Raw genomic sequence first — 20,008 nt, 5'->3', positions numbered from 1 at the left:
CTCCGCTGCTCGGAGAGCGAGCGACATGGACGTCGCGAGTCCAAAGACGGAGTTTACGCGTTGTAAATGAGTACCTTGAGCCGATTTTTAACGCTGTATGGGCGAGCGCAGACAGTTTTCGTACAGAGCCTAGTTCCTTTTCCAGGCTATGCCGCGAGACCATCCCTCATCTCGCATCGATCCCGAATGCGGCGCGAAACAAGAGCATCGCCAGGAACAGGGCGCCAACGGAGAGAATGACCGAACTCACAACGTAGACGAGTGCCACCCCCGCTTGGCCACGCTCGACGAGTTGAACGGTTTCCAGGGAAAAGGCGGAAAACGTGGTGAAACCGCCCAGAACACCGGTGGCCAGAAACAGCCGTACCTGCGGGGATGCGCCATAGCGTAGTGCAACGTACTCGATGACGATCCCCAACAGCATCGAGCCGAAGACGTTGATCGCCAGGGTGCCGAACGGAAATCCGTTCGACCCGAAAATGCGCAGCGCCGCCATGTTGGCAGCGTGCCGCGCCATACCGCCGAAACCCGCGCCGATGAAAACGATGAGATACCCCATGATCGCCTTCCTTATAGATTGAACGAAGTAGCGACGCGGGCAGCCCCCGGGTCGCGAGCTGAAGCTATCTCCAACAGCGGTTTTTTCCTCCTGGGTGGAGAATCTCGTTGTAGGAGCGCTGGTCCCCCATCGCGACTGGTGCCGCGGGGGCCGCTGTGCTGGCAATTGCTGCAACGCGGGCAACACAGCGGTCGCGAGCTGAAGCTAGCTCCGACAGCCTGTTTGTCTCTCCTCTGCACATCACCGATCTGGTAGACAAGTTCGGCTGGCCTTGCCAATACGAGGAAGCGGTGACGTTGCTGCTAGCCGTGGATGAGCCCTGAGAGTACCAAGGCACCCATGAGGCGCGTACAGGCTACTTCAGTTCGCTGGGGCTGTGCTCTTCGAGGAACACCTTGAGCGCCTGATTCATGCGCGTCTGCCAGCCAGGGCCATCGGCCTTAAAGGTTTCGACAATCTCAGGATCAAGTCGAACCGTGACCCGCTGCTTGACGATATCGGCCTTTGGGCGACCGCGCCTCACCACTGTGTCGCCACGGTATTCATCGGCTCGCTCGAAGAACTCGTCGTCCAGCTCCGGGGCATCGTCCGGATCAATCCAGTCGGTGCCGGTACTTTTCCTGTTCGCGTTCATTGGCTTTCCTCATGGATATGATGCGGCGGGCCTCGCCGCGAGGGGTCCAGACCATGATGACCATGCGCCCCTTCAGCGTGCCGACAGTGATATAACGATCTTCGCCATAGTCGTCCCTGTCGTCGAGCACGCTGAAGTGGTGACCGGCAAAGACCTCGCTAGCGTCGGCGAAGTCTAGCCCCTGGCTTTCAGGGTTTGGGCACGCTTGCGGTCATCGAATGTCAGTTCCATGGAATTAATGTACATACAATAAATGGTGATGGCAAGGGGGCATAACTCCTCATCTTGGCGGGGGCCGCTGTGCTGGCAATTGCTGCAACGCGGGCAACACCGCGGTCGCGAGCTGACGCTGGCTCCAACAGCAGTTTATCCCCCCTGTGGGAACGCTTTGGGTCAGGGTCAAAATAATAGGAACATCCCTTGAACCAAATAAACAATACCAATAGTGGTGACAATCAAACGTGACCAAGATCTAAAATTAGCATCGGTCAAATGCATCAGAATATAATTCCCCACCTTGGTTCCAATGATAGCCAAAGGCGCAGCCAAGAGTATATACCACCACTCGCCTGTGCTAAGAGACAAAAAGGCGTTGAGATAAAAAAGTGTTTTTATAGCATGAGATATAACCTGAATAGCAGCCTTGGTAGCTACAATCTGACGCCGCCCCATCTGTGTACGTATAAAAAATATATCAATCAAGGGCCCAGAAACACCTGCGGCAATTGTTAACCCCCCGGCCGTAAACCCACATCCTAGTGCATGACTAGAGCGTGAAGCGTCAAGTTTAACCCAATCAGGCGGGGTCCAAACCAAAATAGGCATCAGCCCTATTATAAATGAAATTGCAACAGGATTCGGCTTATAGCTAATCACTAGCAAGATACTAGCAGCCAGGAGAACTCCAGCTGTTATTTTAGCGACAATAGACCAAACAATATATTCACGTGAGATCCACGCTCTTGAAAAATTTGCAGAAAACTGAATGACACCATGAACCGCTATTGCCGCCGAAGCACTAAAAAGTTGCAATAAGACCCAGAGGAGAATCAGTCCTCCGGCCATACCGAATACGCCGGACAAGACTGATGTTAAAAAACAGCTAATTAAAAAAATCCCTGCCACTATATACACAGCTAGAGAACTCCAGTCATCATATCCCACCCCTCAAAGAATAACCAATTTCAAGAAAATTCAGAAACCATACGAAAAGAAAAATTACAAGAAAGCGATTAAAGATTCGCCAGCTTTCTCAGCATTGTCGCCATATCTGTTCTTTCCCATGTGAAGGCAGTAAAAGCTTCATTGTTTTTATTCCCTTCCTCATCGTGCCATATATAATTATATTCAAATGGATCACGACCAAAATGGCCATACGTCGAAGTCAACCGGTACATGGGATGCAAAAGATCAAGCGTCTCGCAGATGGCATACGGACGAAGATCAAAATTTGACTCTATCAGCTCTACAATCTTATCATCGCCGACATGGTTAGTGCCAAAAGTATTTATTGCAATCGATGTGGGCGCAGCAACTCCAATTGCATAGGAAACCTGAATTTCACAGCGGTCTGCCAGGCCAGCAGCAACAATGTTTTTAGCAATATACCGGCCGGCGTAGGCAGCACTGCGATCGACCTTGGAGGGGTCCTTGCCTGAAAAACCGCCACCACCATGGCGTGCCATGCCACCATAGGTATCCACTACGATTTTTCGACCAGTAAGCCCACAGTCACCAACGGGACCACCGATAACAAACGTCCCGGTAGGGTTAATGTGATACTGAGTACGATCCGATAGCCACTCGCTTGGTAACACATGCTCTATGATTTCTTTCTTGACGACTTTCCGAAGCTCATCTGAAGAAATTCCAGGGTCGTGCTGCGTAGAAAATACTACTGCTTCGACAGACTGAGGCCGTCCATCAGAGCCGTAGCGGAATGTGAGCTGGCTCTTGGCATCCGGGCGCAACCATGGTAACAAGTTGTTTTTTCGAAGCTCAGCATGACGCTCTAATAGACGGTGAGCATAATGGATTGGAGCCGGCATGTAAGACTCTGTCTCATTAGTTGCGTAGCCGAACATCATGCCTTGGTCCCCCGCCCCTTGCTCTTCGGGCGTTTCACGATCAACACCTTGGGAAATATTATCGCTTTGCTTACCGATTAGATTGAGAATAGCGCACGTCTCCCCATCAAACCCCACGGAAGACGAAGAGTAACCTATGTCCAGTATGACCTGGCGAACCAAGCATTCGAGATCAACCCAGGCTTTAGTCTTGATTTCTCCAGCAATAATGACCACACCTGTCTTTACCATGGTTTCACAGGCAACACGAGCTTTCTTGTCTCGCGCCAGGATCGCATCAAGTATTGCGTCTGAAACTTGGTCTGCAATTTTATCGGGATGGCCTTCAGAGACTGATTCTGAAGTGAATAAAGCGTATTCTGACATAGCGCACCAGTCCTATAACCACATAAAATGCGTGAAAAAAAGTCAGCACCCCTAACAGAAGTGGCGAAGCGGCGGTGCAAAATCAGTTATTGGTGAGCTCGGAAAGATGTTCACCGATGAAGCCGGTAGATACTTTTCCCGCGCCAAAATCTTGATGTTTAAGACAACTCATGAGAAATTTCGTATTAGTTTTCACGCCTTCAATCTCCACCTCTTCAAGGGCTTGTATCATCCTATCTATGGCCCTGTCACGAGACTCCGCATGGCAGATAATCTTGGCAATCATCGGGTCGTAGAAAAATGTGACCTGGTCACCTTCCTGGAAGCCGCAGTCGATACGAAGATCATGCGCCTCGCTCGGTAACTTGAAGCGTTCCAAGGGGCCTGGCGATGGCATAAAGTTTTTATCGGGGTTCTCAGCATAGATTCTGCATTCTATTGAATGGCCTTGGTGATTGATAGACTCCTGCTTGATGGGGGCAAGATCTTGCTGTGCCAGCCTGATCTGCATGCCAACCAAGTCTGTGCCGGTGCACATCTCGGTGACAGGGTGTTCTACCTGAATTCGGGTATTCATTTCAAGGAAGAAAAAATCGAAAGTATCAGCGTCAACAACAAACTCCACGGTACCTGCACCGGAATATTTCTGATGCTGACAGAGTGATGCGGCAACGCTCACCATCTTTTCACGGACCGCCTTGGGAAGCCCAGGCGCGGTGCTCTCTTCGATCACCTTCTGATAACGCCGCTGCAATGAGCAATCACGCTCATAGAGGTGGATAGCCTCGCCATTGCCAAAACCGAATACCTGCACTTCCACATGACGCGCATTAGCGATGAAACGCTCCAGAAAAATGGTTCCATCCCCAAACGCCTTCTCGGCCATGGACTGGGTGGCCTGTGCAATCTCCAGGAGTTGTTCAGGCCGCTCGACCAGACGCATGCCGATACCACCTCCTCCCGCAGAGGCCTTGACCAGCAGCGGATAACCCACGGCTTCTCCGGCCTGCTCGATGGTATCCAATTTGCCAACATCGAAGCGAGGACTCCCTGCCAATATGGGCACGCCGGCCACCTTGGCGATTTCCCTTGCCCGCTCCTTGTCTCCCATGTCGTCGATGCTTTGAGGGTTCGGCCCCACCCACGTCAGCCCTGCATCCTCCACCGCTCGGGCGAATCGGCTGCTTTCCGAGAGAAAGCCATACCCTGGGTGAACGAAGTCGGCACCTGAGTCCATCGCGACCTTCAGGACATTGTCAGCAACCAAGTAACTTTCCTTGGCGGAGGCGGGCCCCACAGGATAGGCCTCATCGGCCATCTTGACATGCAATGCCTCTGCATCGGCTTCCGAGTATATCGCGACCGAGGTGAGACCCAGCTTTCTGCAGCTTTTGATGATACGACAAGCAATCTCTCCACGGTTTGCTATCAATACTTTATTCATCTTGTGAGCTCCTCGCATTCGCTGGAAAATTGATGCTCATGTCATGCCTCGATCACGGCCACTACATTACCTTCCGTTGTGACGTCTCCTTCCTTGATGCGGAGCTCTTTGAGGACACCATCTTCCGGAGACAGGATGGGTATTTCCATCTTCATCGATTCCAGAATGACGAGCATTTGACCCTCGGTTACTGCATCTCCTTCATTTACCTCAATTTTCCAAACATTTCCGGTGATCTCTGTCTTCACATCAATCAGGGACATGAATTTCTCTCCGATGCCTTGGTTGTTAATGTTTATCGACAGCGAGGCAGGCGGCCCACCCCACGATGGCCAAGTCACTGTTGAAACGAAATGCCGGCGAATAGCGGCTCTGCCAGCACTGTACCATGATAGTATAATCGTGGTGGTCGTTCTTGCAACTACTATTCTTGTCGACTAGGATCGAGCATGAAAGGGCGCAGCCCGGGGCTGCTGTACTACATACTGCCGAAGGCAACAGGAGAAGGGTTATGGCCTTGGATCTGGAGCATCTCCAAAAGTGGATAGGTAACACTGAAAAGGCGGAGGAAGAGCTGGACCTCTGGCCGGTAACCGCCATGATGGCGGCGCTGGATGTGCCCGCCGAAGACTGGCCGAAACGCGGCGACACACTTCCGCTCACAGGACACTGGAATTATTTCGTTCCCAGGGTGCCGCAATCGAAGATCGACACGGATGGCCACCCGCAGCGAGGCGACTTCCTGCCGCCAATTCCCCTGCCAAGACGGATGTGGGCCGGCAGCCGGATCAAGTACTACAATCCTGTGATGATCGGAGAAAAGGTCACCAAGACCTCGACCGTGCAGGATATCAAGGTCAAGGAAGGCAAGAGCGGTTCCCTGGCTTTCGTCACGGTCAAGCACGTTTATTCCAACGCCAATGGTGTCGCGCTGGAAGAGGAGCAGGACCTGGTATATCGGGATAACCCGCCTGCCGCAACCGGCGTGCCCGAGCGCAAGTCCGCCCCTGGAGGCGCAGTATGGAGCCGGGAAATCCACCCGGACACTTCCCTGCTGTTCCGGTACTCAGCCGTCACCTTCAATGCGCACAAGATTCATTATGACCATTCCTATGCGACTGAAGTGGAGGGCTATCCCGCACTCATCGTGCATGGTCAGCTGATTGCCACCTTCCTGCTCGACAATTGGCAACGCAACAACCCGAACGAAACGGTGACCCAGTTCACGTTCAAGGCCATGAGCCCCTTGTTCTGCGGCGAAACCTTCAAGGCCGAGGGTAAGCTGGCCGGGGAGTCTGGGAACAAGGGGGAGCTCTGGGCCTGTACCACCAAAGGCGGTCTCACCATGCAAGCTGACGTAGCCTGGGAGTAGACTCGACATGGCATGCCATACATGGAAGAGAAACCTGTCTCGTGACGCCAGGATGGAGGAACAAGAGCGATGAACACGAATGCACGTCCACGTCGCAGTGTGCTGTACATGCCAGGGTCCAATGCCAGGGCGCTGGAAAAGGGACGCAGCCTGCCGGCCGATGCCTTGATCATGGACCTGGAGGATGCCGTTGCACCTGCGGCGAAAGGAGAAGCCAGAGGCCTTGTCCTGGAAGCTCTGGAGGCCGGTGGATATGGCCACAGGGAAATCGTCATTCGGGTCAACGGGCTCGATACCCCTTGGGGATACGACGACCTGATAATGGCTGCGCGTGCCAATGCCGACGCTGTGCTGCTACCCAAAGTGGAAAGCGCCGACATGGTCCGGCGTGCCGAGGCGATCCTGAGGGCAGCGGGAGCGCCGGACTCCCTGGCTATCTGGTGCATGATGGAAACCCCCAGAGGTATCCTTCATGCCGAAGAAATCGCCGACGCCAGCCGCCGCCTGGAAGTACTGGTGATGGGCACCTCCGACTTGGCCAAGGATCTGCATTGTGCGCATACCGAGATGCGCCTTCCCATGCTGCATAGCCTGTCAACCTGCATCCTGGCCGCGCGTGCCGCTGGCCTGGCGATTCTCGACGGCGTTCATCTCGACCTCAATGACGATGAGGGTTTTCGAGAGTCATGCCGAGCAGGCCAGGAGATGGGGTTCGATGGAAAGACCCTGATACACCCCAAGACGATAGGAGTTGCCAACGAGGTATTCGCCCCGAGCGAGGAGGATGTCGCCTGGGGTCGAAAAATCATTGATGCATACAAGGAGGCGGTAGCGAAGGGTAGTGCCGTTGTGCTGGTGGATGGTAAACTAATCGAGAATCTACATGTCGAAGGCGCAGAGCGCATCGTGAAACTCGTCGAGGCCATTGAGGATAGAGATTCCGTATGACAACCACTCTCTGTTGGTTTAAGCATCGGAGTTGAAGCGACAGGGTCTTTGTCACGGGCATTACCGGAGGTTAGTTTTGGCAAATCGCTTACGCTTTGACGAAAGTATTTCAAGTGGATTGTCCAGCGAGATGCAGAAGCTGGGCTTCACAGACTATGAAGCCAAGATATACATCCAGCTTCTCCGGATGCATCCGGTCACTGCCTATGAATTGAGTAAGGTAACCGGCGTTCCCCGCGCCAACGCCTATCATGCGCTGGAGAGCCTGACCCGTAAGGAGGCCGTGCAGCCCGTGAGCGAGGACCCGGTGCGCTTCGTGCCGGTTCCTCCCCAAGTGCTGCTCGAGGGCATTGCCAGTTCCACCCAGCGGCGATGTGACCTGCTCACCTCCCAGCTAAACTCGCTAAGCAAGAGCGAAGATTCGCAGTACGTCTGGACCATTTCCGGCGAACCGGCCGTGGATGAACGCATCAAGCAGGTCGTACTTAGCGCGAAAGAGAGTATCTGGATCAAGGCACAGGACCAGGTGCTTAGGCGTCACGAAGAAGTCCTGCGAAGCATGGCCCATTCTGGCGTTGAGATTTTCATCATTCTTTTCGGCGAAGATGCTGACGAATTCCGTTATTCGGACAATGTCAAGATATATCTTCACGAAGGAAATGGAAAGACGATCGGTACCGCCGATAATCTCTTCACGATTACGGTGGATCATGAACAACTGCTGACCGCCAATGTGCAGGGTAAGGTGTTTGCTTCCTATACTCGTAACCAGCCTATCGTTACCACGGCTGAATCGTTGATACGACATGATTATTACATGGCTGAAATCATGCTCAGATATGGTGACGAGATATATGAATCATTTGGTCCACACCTGAAGTCGCTGCGTGAAGCACGCTTCACGCCCGAACAGCTGGAGCGCTTTTATCATCAGCTTGGCCTGGATTGAATGTTGACATGGCACTCTACTGTCCCTTTCCGACTCGTGGTGCATACCATCTGGGTCGGTGATCATACTGGAACTCCGTAACATGACTGTTCAGCCAGCAGTTTAGTGCGTTGGCGACCTCCAGCCCCCAAGGGCCGAGCATCAGTGCATGCGCCGCACCAGGTACTTGGATGTAGTGGCCCGAGTAGAAGTCCGCATAGACAGGGCCGAACTGGTTACGATCATGCTCGGCATCGACTGCCAGAACCGGCGCCCGGATCAGCACGGGATCCACCGAGACGCGGCCACGGCCTGTCTGGTTCATGACACTGGGTGTTTCCGGAACCAGCCTCGAATGGAACTCGGCATAGTCTGCATCATCGATATTGCCGAACATGTGCCGCTTGACCTGTTGGTAGTCGGGTATCGAAGGGCTGTCGCATGGCAGATCCTTTGGCCTGCTGGCACCGAGGCCTTTCGGGGGGCCGGACCCCAACAGGATCAGTGCCGCCAGATCCGGTAATCGCTCCGCCGCCTTCTGAGCCACTACGCCGCCCATGCTGTGAGCGACTAGGACAAAGGGCGCCTCAAGCCACTCGGTGACCCTCAGTACATCAGAGACATAGTCATCGGGCTGAAGCTCGAGAAACTCATGGTCCTCGACCTTGTAAGAACCCGGATGGTTTCGCAGGGATAGCGAGACCGTACGCCAACCACCCTGCGCAAAGTACTCTTGCCAATTTTCATAGACCCACCAGCCCTGATAAGCCCCGTGAAGGAAGACGATAGTAGGCAGTGGGGGAGAAAGAAAGGCCGGCACGACCTCGTTGACGAAAAGCCCATCAATGAGGTGGATGGAGCGGGTAGTAACCGCAGACGGATTTCTCATGAGTAGATCGCCTGTCCAGAGGCTGTGTATCAAGTAACACGAGTATCAATCAGAGTGGGCTGTCCCTTGGGTCAGCCCACTTGCCCGTGTGGTCAACTAGCGTTGACGCGCGGCGAAGCGAACCTCCATGGCTTGTACGACCGACAATGCCTGAGCGGCGTTGGTTACCTCGTCATAGACAGGTATGCCAACTGCCAGTGCCTGCTGGCGATACTTGCGCTTGATGTCATCCAGCTCCTGAGAGCCATCGGAGCGCAGTACCAGCATGAAGTGCGACCTTCCCGGATGGGTGATCTGTACATGTTCCGCGACCTTGATCAGGTTATCGACCGGGTCCTTGTCACCGCGACCGACAAAGGAGGCAAGGTTCAGGTGCATGACGATGGCATCAGGGTTGGAGGTATCGTAGACCCTGTCCAGGATCTTGCCGGCGATCCAGCCATTCTCCTCCTGCAAGGTGCCCACCGGCGCATCGATGGGGTTGGCCACACTGGTGCCTGGGGGCAGCTCAAGCGCTTCCAGGGTCGCACGGGTTTCGGCGGCAAAAGGATCAATATTGAGCCCCAGCTCGGCGAAGTAGTCCGTGGCGAGTACCCCGGTACCACCGCCATTGCCGAACAGCACCACCTGGCGGGTCGGGCGTTCGGGTCTCAGGGTGGTGTTCTGGAAGGCCAGCAAGGTATCGATGAATTCATCCACAGAGGAGACCATCGCGCAGCGGGTCTGCTGGCACAGCGCCTCCCAGGCTCGCTGATCGCCAGCGAGAGCACCGGTATGCGAAGCGGCGGCAGCATTACCCTGGGCGGAACGACCACCCTTGAGGATCACCACCGGCTTGGTGGCCTCCTTTGAGTTGAGAAGCTCGAAGAGCCGGCGCCCGTCCTTGACGCCCTCCAGGTACAGCCCGACGACCTTGGTCTGAGGATCGGAGAAGTAGTACTCCAGCAGGTCCGATGGCCCCAGATCGGCGCTGTTGCCCATGGTGACCACGCCACTGAAGCGCACACCGCGCCACTGGCCACGCTTGATGATATCGGTGCCCAAGCCACCGCTCTGGGAAATGATGCCGACACTCCCCACTTCCTCGGGCGGGTTGACGGGGAAGGTGACTCGCCCGCGGGGAGAGTACATACCCAGGCAGTTGGGGCCGATGACACGACACCCACCCTGTCGTGCACTTTTCACCAGTTCCTGCTCGAGCGCCTTGCCCTCTTCGATCTCGCCGAAACCACTGGAAAGCACCTGGGCAAACTTGACGCGGCCATTGGCCGAGGCAAGCAGCTCCGGGATCCGCTTCGAACCGATGGCGATATACGCGTAGTCGATGGGATCCGGCGTATCGGCTAGGCTCGGATAGGCCTTGAGCCCCTCCACTTCATCGGCCTTGGGGTGGATGGGATACATATTGCCGGGGAAGCCATAGGCCTTCATGCGACGGATGAAGGTGTTGGCCATGGTGACACCGGTGGTGGATGCTCCGACAACGGCAATGGAATTGGGCTGGAACAGCGGCGTATACCGATCGATGACGGAGAGGCCATCATCGGGTGCGTCGGGCACGGTTGCCAGCTGATCGGAATCCTGCGAGGAAAGGATGAAGCGAGCATCGGCGGCGATGGCGCCGGCGCTGGATACGATCAGCGGGTTGATATCGACTTCCGTCAGCTCCTCGTCGAGCGCCATCAACAGGCCATCGGGGCCTGCCAGGCGCATGATGACCTCGACAATGGCCTTTTTGTCGACGGCTTCACCACCACGAGCGCCGTCGAGAATGGCAGCGCCACGGAGCTCCGCCAGCATCTGCCAGGCATCCTGCTCGCCGATGGGGCAAATACGGAAGGCCACATCCTTCAGGACCTCGACGAAGATACCGCCAAGACCGACCATCACCATGGGGCCGAAGTAGGGATCCCGCACGGCGCCGACCACGATCTCCTGGCCTCGCGGCAGCATTTCCTCGATCAGGTACCCCTCGACATTGGCCTCGCGAATCAAGGGCTGGTTGGCCATGGACAGGATGGCATCGACCACCTCGTCGGCCCCCTGCAGGTTGAGTTTCACGCCACCGGCGTCACTCTTGTGCAGGATATCCGGCGATACCACCTTGACGACGTAGGGCGCCTTGAGGTCACGAACGGCCAGGGACGCCTCCTTGGCCCCCTTGACCTGCACGGAGCGCGGAGCCCGGACGCCGAAGGATTCGAGGAGTTGCTTGCCTTCGGCTTCGGTCAGTGAGCCACGCCCGGCCTTACGTGCTTCAGTAATGAGGTTCAACGTATCTTTCATTGAATTCACCCTTAGCTGCTGGTGGGCCAGGTTTTCATCAGGTGCTGACCGATACCCTTGGTGCGGCGGCGGCGATGGACATCAAGCATGCGAATCAGGTAGTCCCGGGTTTCCTGCGGCTTGATGACGTCATGTGCAGAGAAAATAGACGCCATGTCCCAGATCTCGATGTCTTTCTGAATTTCCGCAAGCGCCTGATCGAAACCATCATCGCCGGGGCTCAAGCCATGTACGATCTTGGTGGCGAACACCGGGTCCATGAAGCTGACCTCGGCTGTTGGCCAGGCGACCATCTCATCATTATGCTCACCACCGCCAAGGGCCACATAAGCACGACCATAGGCCTTGCGAACAAGAACGGTGAGCTGGGGTACCGTCGTCAAGCAGGTGGCGTTCATCAGGTTCATGATATGGCCGGGCGCACCCTTCTTCTCCGCACCAGTACCCACCACGAAGCCGGGGGTATCCATGAAACGAACGATCGGGATATTGAAGGAGTCACAGAGGACTGTCAGGTCGATCAGCTTGCGGATGGCCTCAACCGACATGGCACCGCCACCCACCATAGGGTTATTGGCGATGATGCCGACACTCTTGCCACCAAGGCGGGCCAGTGCCGCAATGGCGGGCTTCCCGAATCGGGGCTTGAACTCAAGCAGGCTGTCCTTGTCGACGATCACTTCGAGGATCTTGTGCATATCATAGACATGGGTGCGGCTTGCCGGGAGTATCTTCAGGATATCTTCCTGCTGGTCTCCCGAACCTGCCGGGATGTCATATTCCGGCGGAAGCTCCATGTTATTATTCGGCATATAACCGATAAAACGCCGGACTTCCTCCATGGCTTCTTCATCGGTGTTGACAAACCGATCCACCAGGCCAGTCATGTCGGCATGGATTCGCCACCCACCGAGATCTTCGGGATCGACTCGCTCACCGATAGCCATGGAAACCAGGCCGGGACTGGAAACCGACATTACCGAGCCTTTCTTCATCACCGAGAAGTCGGAACAGCAGACCAGCCAGGCTGAAGAGCCAAATGACGTGTCCAAAGCGGCCGCCGCCCAAGGATTTTCCCGGATGCGCCGGAACTGCGTGGTGTCGTTACCCAGCATGGCACCCATGCCCTTGGAACCCATGGCATCGGGTAGTCTCGCACCGGTCGATTCGCCAATGTGGATAAAGGGAATGCCTCTTTCCACGGTGGAGCGACGAATATGGCCCAGCTTTTTGGAGTTGGTGCCACCGGTGGATGCCCCTTTCACGGTAAAGTCGTTGACACACACACCGACATCGCGGCCATCGATCCTGCCGAAGCCGGTGATTTTCCCGTCGCGCGGTGTCTTGGCAGGGTCGAGGTTACCTCCGGATGCCGCCCCCAGCAGCCCTACCTCGATGAAGCTGTCCTTGTCGACCAGACATGCCAGCCGTTCTTCGGCATTAAGGCTACCATGCTCCTTGCGCCGCTTGAGCTTCTCTTCACCACCCATGGCGCGAGCATTCTCACGTCGTTTGACCAGATCATTCATGATGTCTTCATGTGCCATGATTCTTCCTGCCTTGTTTGCCTTATGAAAAATTGAGGCTTTCCACAGTACTGTCATCCAGCAACTGACGATTGATGCTCGGCCGATATCCTTTTGTCAGGATAATAGCGCCGTTTTCGAACGTCAGCGGCGTGTCAAGTAGTCGGTGAACAGGCTTGAGAAACCCGTTGAATTCCCCAGCATTACGAATGGTATTCTGGGCTACGCAAGCCTCTATCCAGCTGGTTATTTCACTACCTAGCCCATCGCCAAGCACGGGCTCCATGCCATGGGCACGGACGGCATCCAGCCCATCCTTGAGAGCCTGGATCGAACCAAACCTCTTGAGCTTTAGCTTGCAAAGCTGAACACCCGGCAACTTGCTGGCTCGCTCGATATCGGAAAGGGTGCAGATGGGTTCATCAAGCATCAGCGGGACCTTCGAAACCCGGGCAACGGCGGCATTGGCATCCCAGTCCTCGGCCGGACAGGGTTGCTCGAACAACTCGATGCCGTCCGGGTTCAATGAGGCGGCAAATCGACAGCCCTGCTCCTTGTCGAAGGCTCGATTGGCATCCAGGCGCAGCATCGCTTTACCGATAGTAATCTCCTGAATGACAGCGACCCGCCTGAGGTCGGCCTCGAGATTCTTGCCGACCTTCACCTTGAAGGTCTTGAACCCCTTGGCCATCAGTTGATCGAGCTCTCTCGGAATTTCCTCCGGGTCGGCGGAGTTGATGGGCGTCAGTAGTGGCAGACGCAGATCAGTGGGAATATCGATCAAGTCCGTGTCGTCCATTACCTCAAGTGCCATGGACAAGGCACTCGCAGCCACCTTGCTTTCGGACATGCGTTTCTGCACAAGGAGTTTCGCTTCCTCAACGGTCTTTCCCAGCATTTTCTGGCTAAATTTCTGACAGAATGCCCAGCCACCTTCGCGTGTTTCACTACTGGAACCAGGTGAGATATGCCCATCGCCGAAACCGAATCGGCCGTCCTCCGTCGTGATTTCGACGTAATACGGCTCGAACTCCTTGAAGGTTCGATAGGACAGGCGATAGGGAACCAACAAAGGTAAGCGGAGCTTTCTCAAGTTGACGGATGTGATCTTCATTCGAATATCTCACTAATCTACATGAATGCACGCCCTGAAATTCGACGGGTCATTATCTTCAACCACTCATGCCTCTGTAGCCCATGGCGAAGCAGCAGCAATCTCAGCCTAGCCCGAGAGTAGCAGCTTGCGCAACCACCTTTGTAAACAACACCTTTCCTGGGCACGTCCATAGGGAATTTATGCCTTTATTTTCTGTAATTTAGCATCAGTCCAATCCATGTGTTCCGGTGTTATCGGAGGACATTGGCGTTTTGCAGCGTTGATAATGGCGATATCGCCAAGCCTTATACTAAAGTTGTAAATAGGAAATTTTCAGCCTTCTATCCCTGTGTCTGGGACGGCGGCCCGTTCGGTTGTGCGCCATCTCGATGCTGGTTTTCCTTTGTAGCAATCTCACAATAACTTACTGAAAAATATAGTATTTCTTGAGTCAACATCATACATTAGGTATTTGTGTTGCACTTTTCGGCATCGATATTTCAGGTCGTTCGCTTGCTTTTTCCATGCGTAGTAGCTATAGAAGATACTATCTGCCTTTTCGTGTTGACATGGCGGATGCGGGCTTTTACTTTCCGAAAGGCGAGAGAAGCGCTTGATTGAAGAGGAGCGAGAAGAATGAGAGCCGCGAGGGCGCACCGCATTGATCATGCCAATAATGAGTGCTTCAAGGTATGCAGCGAGTTGCGGTCCTCAATAATTGCGTCTGTTTAGCCACTTATGATCATTAGTTGCGCCGGCAAGGAGTTTTCCCTATGACATCAACAATACTGTTTGGAAGCATCGCACGTCACACATGCAAACTCGTTCCCCCTGCCGTAGTTGGGGCAATGACACTGGGTGCAGGCCTCCATGCCAGCTTTTCGTATGCAGCAGATGACTACCCGAACAAGCCAGTCCGCTATTTACTGCATGTTTCTCCAGGGGGAGGCACGGATGTGCTGGCCCGCCAGATGGCCTCCGAGCTGGAGCAGATTCTTGGCCAGCCTTTCGTGGTGGAAAACCGTCCAGGTGGCCAAACGGGCGTCCAGCTCGCTTCCATAGTCAATGCCGCTCCGGATGGATACACCATTGGTTCCACCACGGCGACCCACATCGCAGTCATGAATTCCGTGTTTGACGAGTATTCCCTCGATTCGGTTGATTGGATAGCCGGCCTGGTCACCGATCCACCGGTCATGGTGGTACACGACTCGGTTCCCTTCGATTCGCTGGAAGAATTGGTCGAGGAAGTCAAGGCCAACCCTGGGCAGTACACCGTGTCCGGGACTGTCGACGGTTCTACCGGCCATATCGCATGGGCCATGTTCGCCGAGGCTGCCGGTATCACCGAGGAGGAGGTGAGATACGTTCCTTACGATAGCCAGGGCGACTCCGTTACCGCGAACGTCGGTGGCCATGTGCCGATCGGTATGGCCTGGACCGGCATTACCCGAGACCACGTGGAGGCCGGAAACCTTCGTGTACTTGGCGTGCTGTCCGAGGACCGCGTCAGCGCCTACCCAGATGCTCCTACTTTTACTGAAGCTGGATATGATGTTGACCCCAGCTGGCAACAGTTCCGCGGGATCATTGGCCCTAAGGGTATTCCGGACGATGTGAAGGAAAAACTGGCAGGCGCCCTGGAACGGGTGACACAAACCGAGGATTACATAGAGTATATTGAGAGCTCTAATTTAAATAGTAGATTTATGGGCCCAGAAGAGTTCACTGAGTTTGTGGAACGCCAGAATGAAATTGTCGCTGAGTGGGTAGAGCGCCTCGATCTGGACGAGTAAGAACTACTTAACACCGGACGAGACGCTCTCTCGTCCGGTATCTCTTGGCGTTTGCACGGAGCGTTTTATGAGCACTTCCGTCCCCGTTTTCACGGAGAGTTCTATGAGCACTTCCACCCCCGGCGAGAAGGAAACTCCGAATGAGAAGAAAGAATGGTATATCGCGCTAAGGAGCGAAACCGCTGATCTGATTGCAGCCAGTATATTAATTTTGGGCTCGAGCTGGTACATCATTCAAGCCATGGGGTTTCCTACCCGCGGCTCTGCCTGGGTTCAAGCTCATACATTTCCGATAGGTATTGGGATTTTGGCGATTTTATCAGCCATCGCGCTGGGGTTCTTTGCGATCCGTCGCATTCTAACCCGGCAGCGCCTTGAGGTGATCGAAATCCACAAGCCTTTGATAGTTTTCTTCGGCCTGGTTTGTACACTTGCTTACGCCATGGTGCTAAATTGGCTCGGCTTTTACTTGACTTCCGCAATCTTCACAATGGTTTTTGGCTATGTCGCTGGTATAAGAAAGCTATGGGCGCTTTTCGCTTTGACACTCGGATTTCTGGCTTTCACCAAACTTATATTTGAAATGACGTTGGGTACGCCGCTGCCAACAGGAGCATGGTGATGATTGACGGTCTCCTTCTAGGCTTTTATGCCCTTATGACGTTAGATGTGATACTTGCACTATTCCTTGGTATCGCCATCGGCTATATTGTCGGCGCCTTGCCAGGGCTAACTTCCTCGGTCGGTATGGCCGTCCTCCTGCCCTTTACCTTTTCGATGGACCCGGTTGCCGCAATGGTCATGTTGGTTGCCATCTATGTAGCGGGTGACTATGCGGCTGCCATTCCTGCCATCCTAGTCAACGCACCGGGGCAGCCAGCTGCCGCCATCACTGCCTTTGATGGTTTCCCCATGCGAATGAATGGAGAGGCCGGGAAGGCCTTGACTCTCTCGATCCTCGGTTCAGGCTTCGGCGCCTTTACCAGTACGCTGCTGCTGATCGTCAGTGCAGCAGGGCTTGCTCATATTGCACTGTCATTCGGGCCTGCGGAATATTTTGCCTTGTCATTGTTGGGCTTGGCACTCGTCACCTCATTGGCGTCGGGGTCCATGACGCGAGCAGTAATCGGCCTTGTCATCGGTCTGATGATCGTGACAATTGGTCTTGATCCTGTTTCCGGAACACAGCGCTATGTTTTTCATCGCGGTCTCCTTGAAGGCGTACCCTTCCTACCCGCCCTAATCGGCCTGTTCGCACTGTCGGAAGTATTCATGATGCTGGAACGCTCCCTGAAATCATCCGGGGAACGCATTCATTCTCTGCCAAGCCCGTGGAAATCCATGTCAATGATCTACCCCTTCGGCAAGACGATGGGCCGGAGTTCCATCATCGGCTTTCTGATCGGGGTCGTCCCCGGCGCCGGTGCCACCATTGCCTCCCTGGTCAGCTACAGCGTGGCGAAGCGACTGTCCAAGAAACCTGAAACCTTTGGCAGCGGCAATCCGGAAGGGGTGGTGGCATCCGAAACAGCCAATAACGCAGCTGGCCCCGGTGCCTTGGCTCCCTTGCTTTCACTGGGCATACCAGGCTCCGCCAGTGCTGCCATCCTAATTGGTGCCCTGATGATTCACGGCATCAATCCAGGGCCCATGTTGTTTGCGCGCAACCCCGAGATCCCCTACGCCATCTTCGTGTCCCTGCTGATCGGCCTGCCGATGATGATGCTGATCGGCCTGTTGGGGGCTCGATTCTGGGTTCAGATTACACGACTAAACCCTGCCCTGATAGCGACCGTGGTAACCAGCATATGCTTGTTGGGTTCCTATACGTACGATAACAATATCTTGTCAGTCTGGGTGGCCGTAGTGGCTGGTATATTGGGTTATGTCCTTCGCAAACTGGATATTCACCCGGCCCCGATCATCCTCGCTCTGGTCTTGGGAAGCATGATGGAGTCCAACCTTCGTCGGGGCTTGCGCGTCTCCGGTGATGAATTCAGCTATTTTATCAGCCAGCCTGTTTCGGCGATCATCCTGTTTTGTGCGTTTGCCGTTTTTATTCTTCCACTTGGGCAGTCCCTGATCTCGGTCTTTCGTGATAGGAAGCCCATTCAAGATACAAGATAGCAACCAAATAACAGGCCCATACGCTCTTGGTTTGCCCGCCTGTGCTTACGCATATTGGCGGGCACTGCCTTCAGGAGGCACACCATCATGGCCAAACCGCGTACTCTGACTCAAAAGCTCATCGACAGCCATGTGGTCCATGGCGATATGACAAATGACCGGCGAGCCTGGAGCGGGATGATTGGAGAGGATTGTACTAGCCCCGGTTATGAATTGTTGGTTCACGAGGCTGGACATTATGAACTGGGTGATGATGCGCTCATTCAAGGAGTGGTAGTGCCACCGTTGACAGCCTGCTGCTGATCGGCTTCGCGCTCAGGGCGAGTGAGGAACAGTCCGAACATCATGCCGATGGCGTTGGAGAGCAAACCCACGAAGGCATTGGTCGGTACCACGCTCAGAGTATTACCCTCGGCAGAGATGGAAACACCATGGTCCTGAAGTCGGTGCTGTGCGGCATGATGTACGATCGTTTCGGCGCTCTGGGCATCTATGCATTGAACTTTCATCTGAAGTACCTCTTGAATGGTTGCCTCTCAACGATAGACATGTTAGCAGCGAATGCTGCGGCGCGTCAATGTCGACAACCCCACCCCAAGTGCATTTCCGGGAGATCATGGACCCCACACCGCCCGCTTCCTTTCCCATGCTGTAAAGGCCGCCAGGTCACCGCCGGTTTCGAAGGAGAAGGACCATCTTGGTCGACTACCCAGGACTACCACCAGGAGGCAGTATGAACCGCATGCACAACCCTACCCGACGCCACGCAAGACTCGCTACCGGCAGTTATCGCTAACGCGGGCAACACCGCAGTCGCGAGCTGACGCTATCTCCCACAGCCTGCTTGTTCCACCCTTGTGGGAGCACCGCTTTGCGTCGCGACTGCCGCCGCAGGCGCCTCGGCGGAGGCTGATGTGCTTGGCAGTTATCGCTAACGCGGACAACACCGCGGTCGCGAGCTGAAGCTAGCTCCGACAGCGGTTTGTTCCTCCTGGGTGGAGAGTATCGCTGTGGGAGCCCTGGGGTCCCCCTCGCAACCGGCGCCGCGTTTTCCACTACACTAGCGGCTCCCGCGGTACGCGATCTCGAAAAGGAGTAAGACATTGGAGCTGGTATGGTGGTTGTCCTATCTGGCGCTGGGTGGTTTCGTCGGTTTGATGGCTGGCTTGCTGGGCATTGGCGGCGGGGGGATCATGGTGCCTGTGCTGACCTCGTTGTTCGTGTTGCAGGGCGTTCCCCATGAGCATCTCGCGCACCTGGCGCTGGGCACGTCGATGGCCGCCATCGTGCCATCCTCGCTCTCCAGCCTGCGCTCCCATCATCGTCACGGTGCGGTGCGCTGGCACGTGGTGCGTTTCATCACTCCGGGCATTCTGGTGGGTACCTTCCTGGCGACCTTTGTCGCCGCCCTGATTCCCACCCGCGAGTTGGCGATCTTCTTCGCTTGTTTCATGATGCTGATGGCGCTGCAGATGCTGGCCAACCTGAGGCCCAGGCCATCGCGCGGGCTGCCGGGGCCGCTCGGCATCACTGCGGCGGGCACCGGCATCGGCGGCATCTCGGCGCTGGTGGCGATCGGCGGCGGGGCGCTGACCGTGCCGTTTCTCACCTGGTGCAACATCAAGGTACAGCACGCCATCGGCACCTCGGCCGCCGTGGGCCTGCCGATCGCGCTGGCCGGCTCACTAGGCTACCTGATCAATGGCTGGAGCGTCAGTGGGCTGCCAAGCGCCGCGCTGGGCTATGTCTATCTTCCCGCGCTGCTGCTGATGGCGCCGCTGAGCATTCTGACCGCACCGCTGGGGGCAAGGCTTGCGCACCGGCTGCCGGTGGCTACCCTCAAGCGGGTGTTTGCGGTGATGCTGGTGATCCTGGCTGCCCAGATGGTGTATACGGTGTCGACGGCCTGATCTCCAGTCAGGGGGGGCCGGTCACGAGCTAAAGCTGCCT

Annotated in this window: 18 protein-coding genes and 1 pseudogene; 7 read left to right on the top strand and 12 right to left on the bottom strand. The window is 55.3% G+C overall.

The window, feature by feature from the left end:
• Positions 1-166 precede the first annotated feature (166 nt).
• From crcB to C1H69_RS15340, 7 genes and pseudogenes are all read right to left on the bottom strand, one after another.
• Positions 167-559, bottom strand: coding sequence for a fluoride efflux transporter CrcB (crcB, locus tag C1H69_RS15370; RefSeq protein ID WP_102654267.1), 393 nt, complete (start codon positions 557-559; stop codon positions 167-169).
• A gap of 355 nt (positions 560-914) precedes the next feature.
• A complete protein-coding gene (locus tag C1H69_RS15365; protein ID WP_102654266.1) occupies positions 915-1,193 on the bottom strand; it encodes a BrnA antitoxin family protein in 279 nt (92 codons plus the stop codon).
• Positions 1,153-1,329, bottom strand: a pseudogene (locus C1H69_RS24625) (BrnT family toxin); the annotation flags it as partial. The gene C1H69_RS15365 and the pseudogene C1H69_RS24625, both read right to left, overlap by 41 nt.
• Positions 1,330-1,592: 263 nt before the next feature.
• The gene (locus C1H69_RS15355) at positions 1,593-2,318 is read right to left on the bottom strand and encodes a TSUP family transporter (protein ID WP_276308771.1); all 726 of its coding nucleotides are present in this window, start codon (positions 2,316-2,318) and stop codon (positions 1,593-1,595) included.
• Between the two features lie 107 nt (positions 2,319-2,425).
• Positions 2,426-3,646 (bottom strand): methionine adenosyltransferase, encoded by a 1,221-nt coding sequence (metK, locus tag C1H69_RS15350; protein ID WP_102654264.1) that lies wholly within the window; start codon positions 3,644-3,646, stop codon positions 2,426-2,428.
• A gap of 82 nt (positions 3,647-3,728) precedes the next feature.
• On the bottom strand, positions 3,729-5,090 hold the full coding sequence (locus C1H69_RS15345) for an acetyl-CoA carboxylase biotin carboxylase subunit (RefSeq protein WP_102654263.1): 1,362 nt from the start codon (positions 5,088-5,090) through the stop codon (positions 3,729-3,731).
• Positions 5,091-5,131: 41 nt separating this feature from the next.
• The gene (locus C1H69_RS15340) at positions 5,132-5,353 is read right to left on the bottom strand and encodes a biotin/lipoyl-binding carrier protein (protein ID WP_102654262.1); all 222 of its coding nucleotides are present in this window, start codon (positions 5,351-5,353) and stop codon (positions 5,132-5,134) included.
• A 248-nt stretch (positions 5,354-5,601) separates the two neighbouring features.
• Between C1H69_RS15340 and C1H69_RS15335 the strand changes: the two genes are divergently transcribed.
• From C1H69_RS15335 to C1H69_RS15325, 3 genes are all read left to right on the top strand, one after another.
• Positions 5,602-6,462 (top strand): HTD2 family dehydratase, encoded by an 861-nt coding sequence (locus tag C1H69_RS15335; RefSeq protein WP_102654261.1) that lies wholly within the window; start codon positions 5,602-5,604, stop codon positions 6,460-6,462.
• Positions 6,463-6,531: 69 nt separating this feature from the next.
• A complete protein-coding gene (locus C1H69_RS15330; protein WP_102654260.1) occupies positions 6,532-7,410 on the top strand; it encodes an HpcH/HpaI aldolase/citrate lyase family protein in 879 nt (292 codons plus the stop codon).
• Between the two features lie 76 nt (positions 7,411-7,486).
• The gene (locus C1H69_RS15325) at positions 7,487-8,359 is read left to right on the top strand and encodes a TrmB family transcriptional regulator (protein WP_133154986.1); all 873 of its coding nucleotides are present in this window, start codon (positions 7,487-7,489) and stop codon (positions 8,357-8,359) included.
• Between the two features lie 16 nt (positions 8,360-8,375).
• Here C1H69_RS15325 and C1H69_RS15320 read toward each other — a convergent pair whose 3' ends face one another.
• The 4 genes from C1H69_RS15320 to C1H69_RS15305 form a co-directional block, all read right to left on the bottom strand.
• Positions 8,376-9,227 carry an alpha/beta hydrolase gene (locus C1H69_RS15320; protein ID WP_102654258.1) on the bottom strand — a complete coding sequence of 284 codons (852 nt, stop codon included), beginning with the start codon at positions 9,225-9,227 and terminating at the stop codon, positions 8,376-8,378.
• A 96-nt stretch (positions 9,228-9,323) separates the two neighbouring features.
• A complete protein-coding gene (locus tag C1H69_RS15315; RefSeq protein ID WP_102654257.1) occupies positions 9,324-11,513 on the bottom strand; it encodes an acetate--CoA ligase family protein in 2,190 nt (729 codons plus the stop codon).
• Positions 11,514-11,524: 11 nt separating this feature from the next.
• Positions 11,525-13,117, bottom strand: coding sequence for an acyl-CoA carboxylase subunit beta (locus C1H69_RS15310; protein WP_205738503.1), 1,593 nt, complete (start codon positions 13,115-13,117; stop codon positions 11,525-11,527).
• Entirely contained in the window at positions 13,083-14,153 is a 1,071-nt protein-coding gene (locus tag C1H69_RS15305) for a mandelate racemase/muconate lactonizing enzyme family protein (protein WP_102654255.1), read from the bottom strand. The genes C1H69_RS15310 and C1H69_RS15305 overlap by 35 nt, the downstream gene beginning before the upstream one ends.
• Positions 14,154-14,908: 755 nt before the next feature.
• Here C1H69_RS15305 and C1H69_RS15300 point away from each other — a divergent pair.
• The 3 genes from C1H69_RS15300 to C1H69_RS15290 all read left to right on the top strand — a co-directional run bounded on the left by C1H69_RS15300 (position 14,909) and on the right by C1H69_RS15290 (position 18,058).
• A complete protein-coding gene (locus C1H69_RS15300; RefSeq protein ID WP_102654254.1) occupies positions 14,909-15,931 on the top strand; it encodes a Bug family tripartite tricarboxylate transporter substrate binding protein in 1,023 nt (340 codons plus the stop codon).
• Positions 15,932-16,034: 103 nt separating this feature from the next.
• On the top strand, positions 16,035-16,553 hold the full coding sequence (locus C1H69_RS15295; RefSeq protein ID WP_165789502.1) for a tripartite tricarboxylate transporter TctB family protein: 519 nt from the start codon (positions 16,035-16,037) through the stop codon (positions 16,551-16,553).
• Complete coding sequence (locus C1H69_RS15290; RefSeq protein WP_102654252.1) at positions 16,553-18,058, top strand: tripartite tricarboxylate transporter permease; 1,506 nt, start codon at positions 16,553-16,555, stop codon at positions 18,056-18,058. The genes C1H69_RS15295 and C1H69_RS15290 overlap by 1 nt, the downstream gene beginning before the upstream one ends.
• A gap of 263 nt (positions 18,059-18,321) precedes the next feature.
• Here C1H69_RS15290 and C1H69_RS15285 read toward each other — a convergent pair whose 3' ends face one another.
• Positions 18,322-18,567: a hypothetical protein gene (locus tag C1H69_RS15285; protein WP_102654251.1), complete on the bottom strand. Its 246-nt coding sequence runs from the start codon at positions 18,565-18,567 to the stop codon at positions 18,322-18,324.
• A 594-nt stretch (positions 18,568-19,161) separates the two neighbouring features.
• Between C1H69_RS15285 and C1H69_RS15280 the strand changes: the two genes are divergently transcribed.
• Entirely contained in the window at positions 19,162-19,968 is an 807-nt protein-coding gene (locus C1H69_RS15280) for a sulfite exporter TauE/SafE family protein (protein ID WP_102654250.1), read from the top strand.
• The last annotated feature ends 40 nt before the right edge of the window (positions 19,969-20,008 follow it).

The sequence above is a fragment of the Billgrantia endophytica genome (assembly GCF_002879615.1).
Lineage (GTDB): Bacteria > Pseudomonadota > Gammaproteobacteria > Pseudomonadales > Halomonadaceae > Halomonas > Halomonas endophytica.
Note: the sequence above shows the minus strand (reverse complement) of the source record. Positions and strands in the feature narration are given on the sequence as shown.

Coding starts and splice junctions, on each gene's coding strand:
- C1H69_RS15285 (WP_102654251.1), bottom strand. CDS start 18,567: ATGAAAGTTCAATGCATAGATGCCCAGAGCGCCGAAACGATCGTACAT.
- C1H69_RS15330 (WP_102654260.1), top strand. CDS start 6,532: ATGAACACGAATGCACGTCCACGTCGCAGTGTGCTGTACATGCCAGGG.
- C1H69_RS15315 (WP_102654257.1), bottom strand. CDS start 11,513: ATGAAAGATACGTTGAACCTCATTACTGAAGCACGTAAGGCCGGGCGT.
- C1H69_RS15295 (WP_165789502.1), top strand. CDS start 16,035: ATGAGCACTTCCACCCCCGGCGAGAAGGAAACTCCGAATGAGAAGAAA.
- C1H69_RS15310 (WP_205738503.1), bottom strand. CDS start 13,117: ATGACAGTACTGTGGAAAGCCTCAATTTTTCATAAGGCAAACAAGGCA.
- metK (WP_102654264.1), bottom strand. CDS start 3,646: ATGTCAGAATACGCTTTATTCACTTCAGAATCAGTCTCTGAAGGCCAT.
- C1H69_RS15305 (WP_102654255.1), bottom strand. CDS start 14,153: ATGAAGATCACATCCGTCAACTTGAGAAAGCTCCGCTTACCTTTGTTG.
- C1H69_RS15335 (WP_102654261.1), top strand. CDS start 5,602: ATGGCCTTGGATCTGGAGCATCTCCAAAAGTGGATAGGTAACACTGAA.
- C1H69_RS15290 (WP_102654252.1), top strand. CDS start 16,553: ATGATTGACGGTCTCCTTCTAGGCTTTTATGCCCTTATGACGTTAGAT.
- C1H69_RS15340 (WP_102654262.1), bottom strand. CDS start 5,353: ATGTCCCTGATTGATGTGAAGACAGAGATCACCGGAAATGTTTGGAAA.
- C1H69_RS15345 (WP_102654263.1), bottom strand. CDS start 5,090: ATGAATAAAGTATTGATAGCAAACCGTGGAGAGATTGCTTGTCGTATC.
- C1H69_RS15365 (WP_102654266.1), bottom strand. CDS start 1,193: ATGAACGCGAACAGGAAAAGTACCGGCACCGACTGGATTGATCCGGAC.
- C1H69_RS15320 (WP_102654258.1), bottom strand. CDS start 9,227: ATGAGAAATCCGTCTGCGGTTACTACCCGCTCCATCCACCTCATTGAT.
- C1H69_RS15300 (WP_102654254.1), top strand. CDS start 14,909: ATGACATCAACAATACTGTTTGGAAGCATCGCACGTCACACATGCAAA.
- crcB (WP_102654267.1), bottom strand. CDS start 559: ATGGGGTATCTCATCGTTTTCATCGGCGCGGGTTTCGGCGGTATGGCG.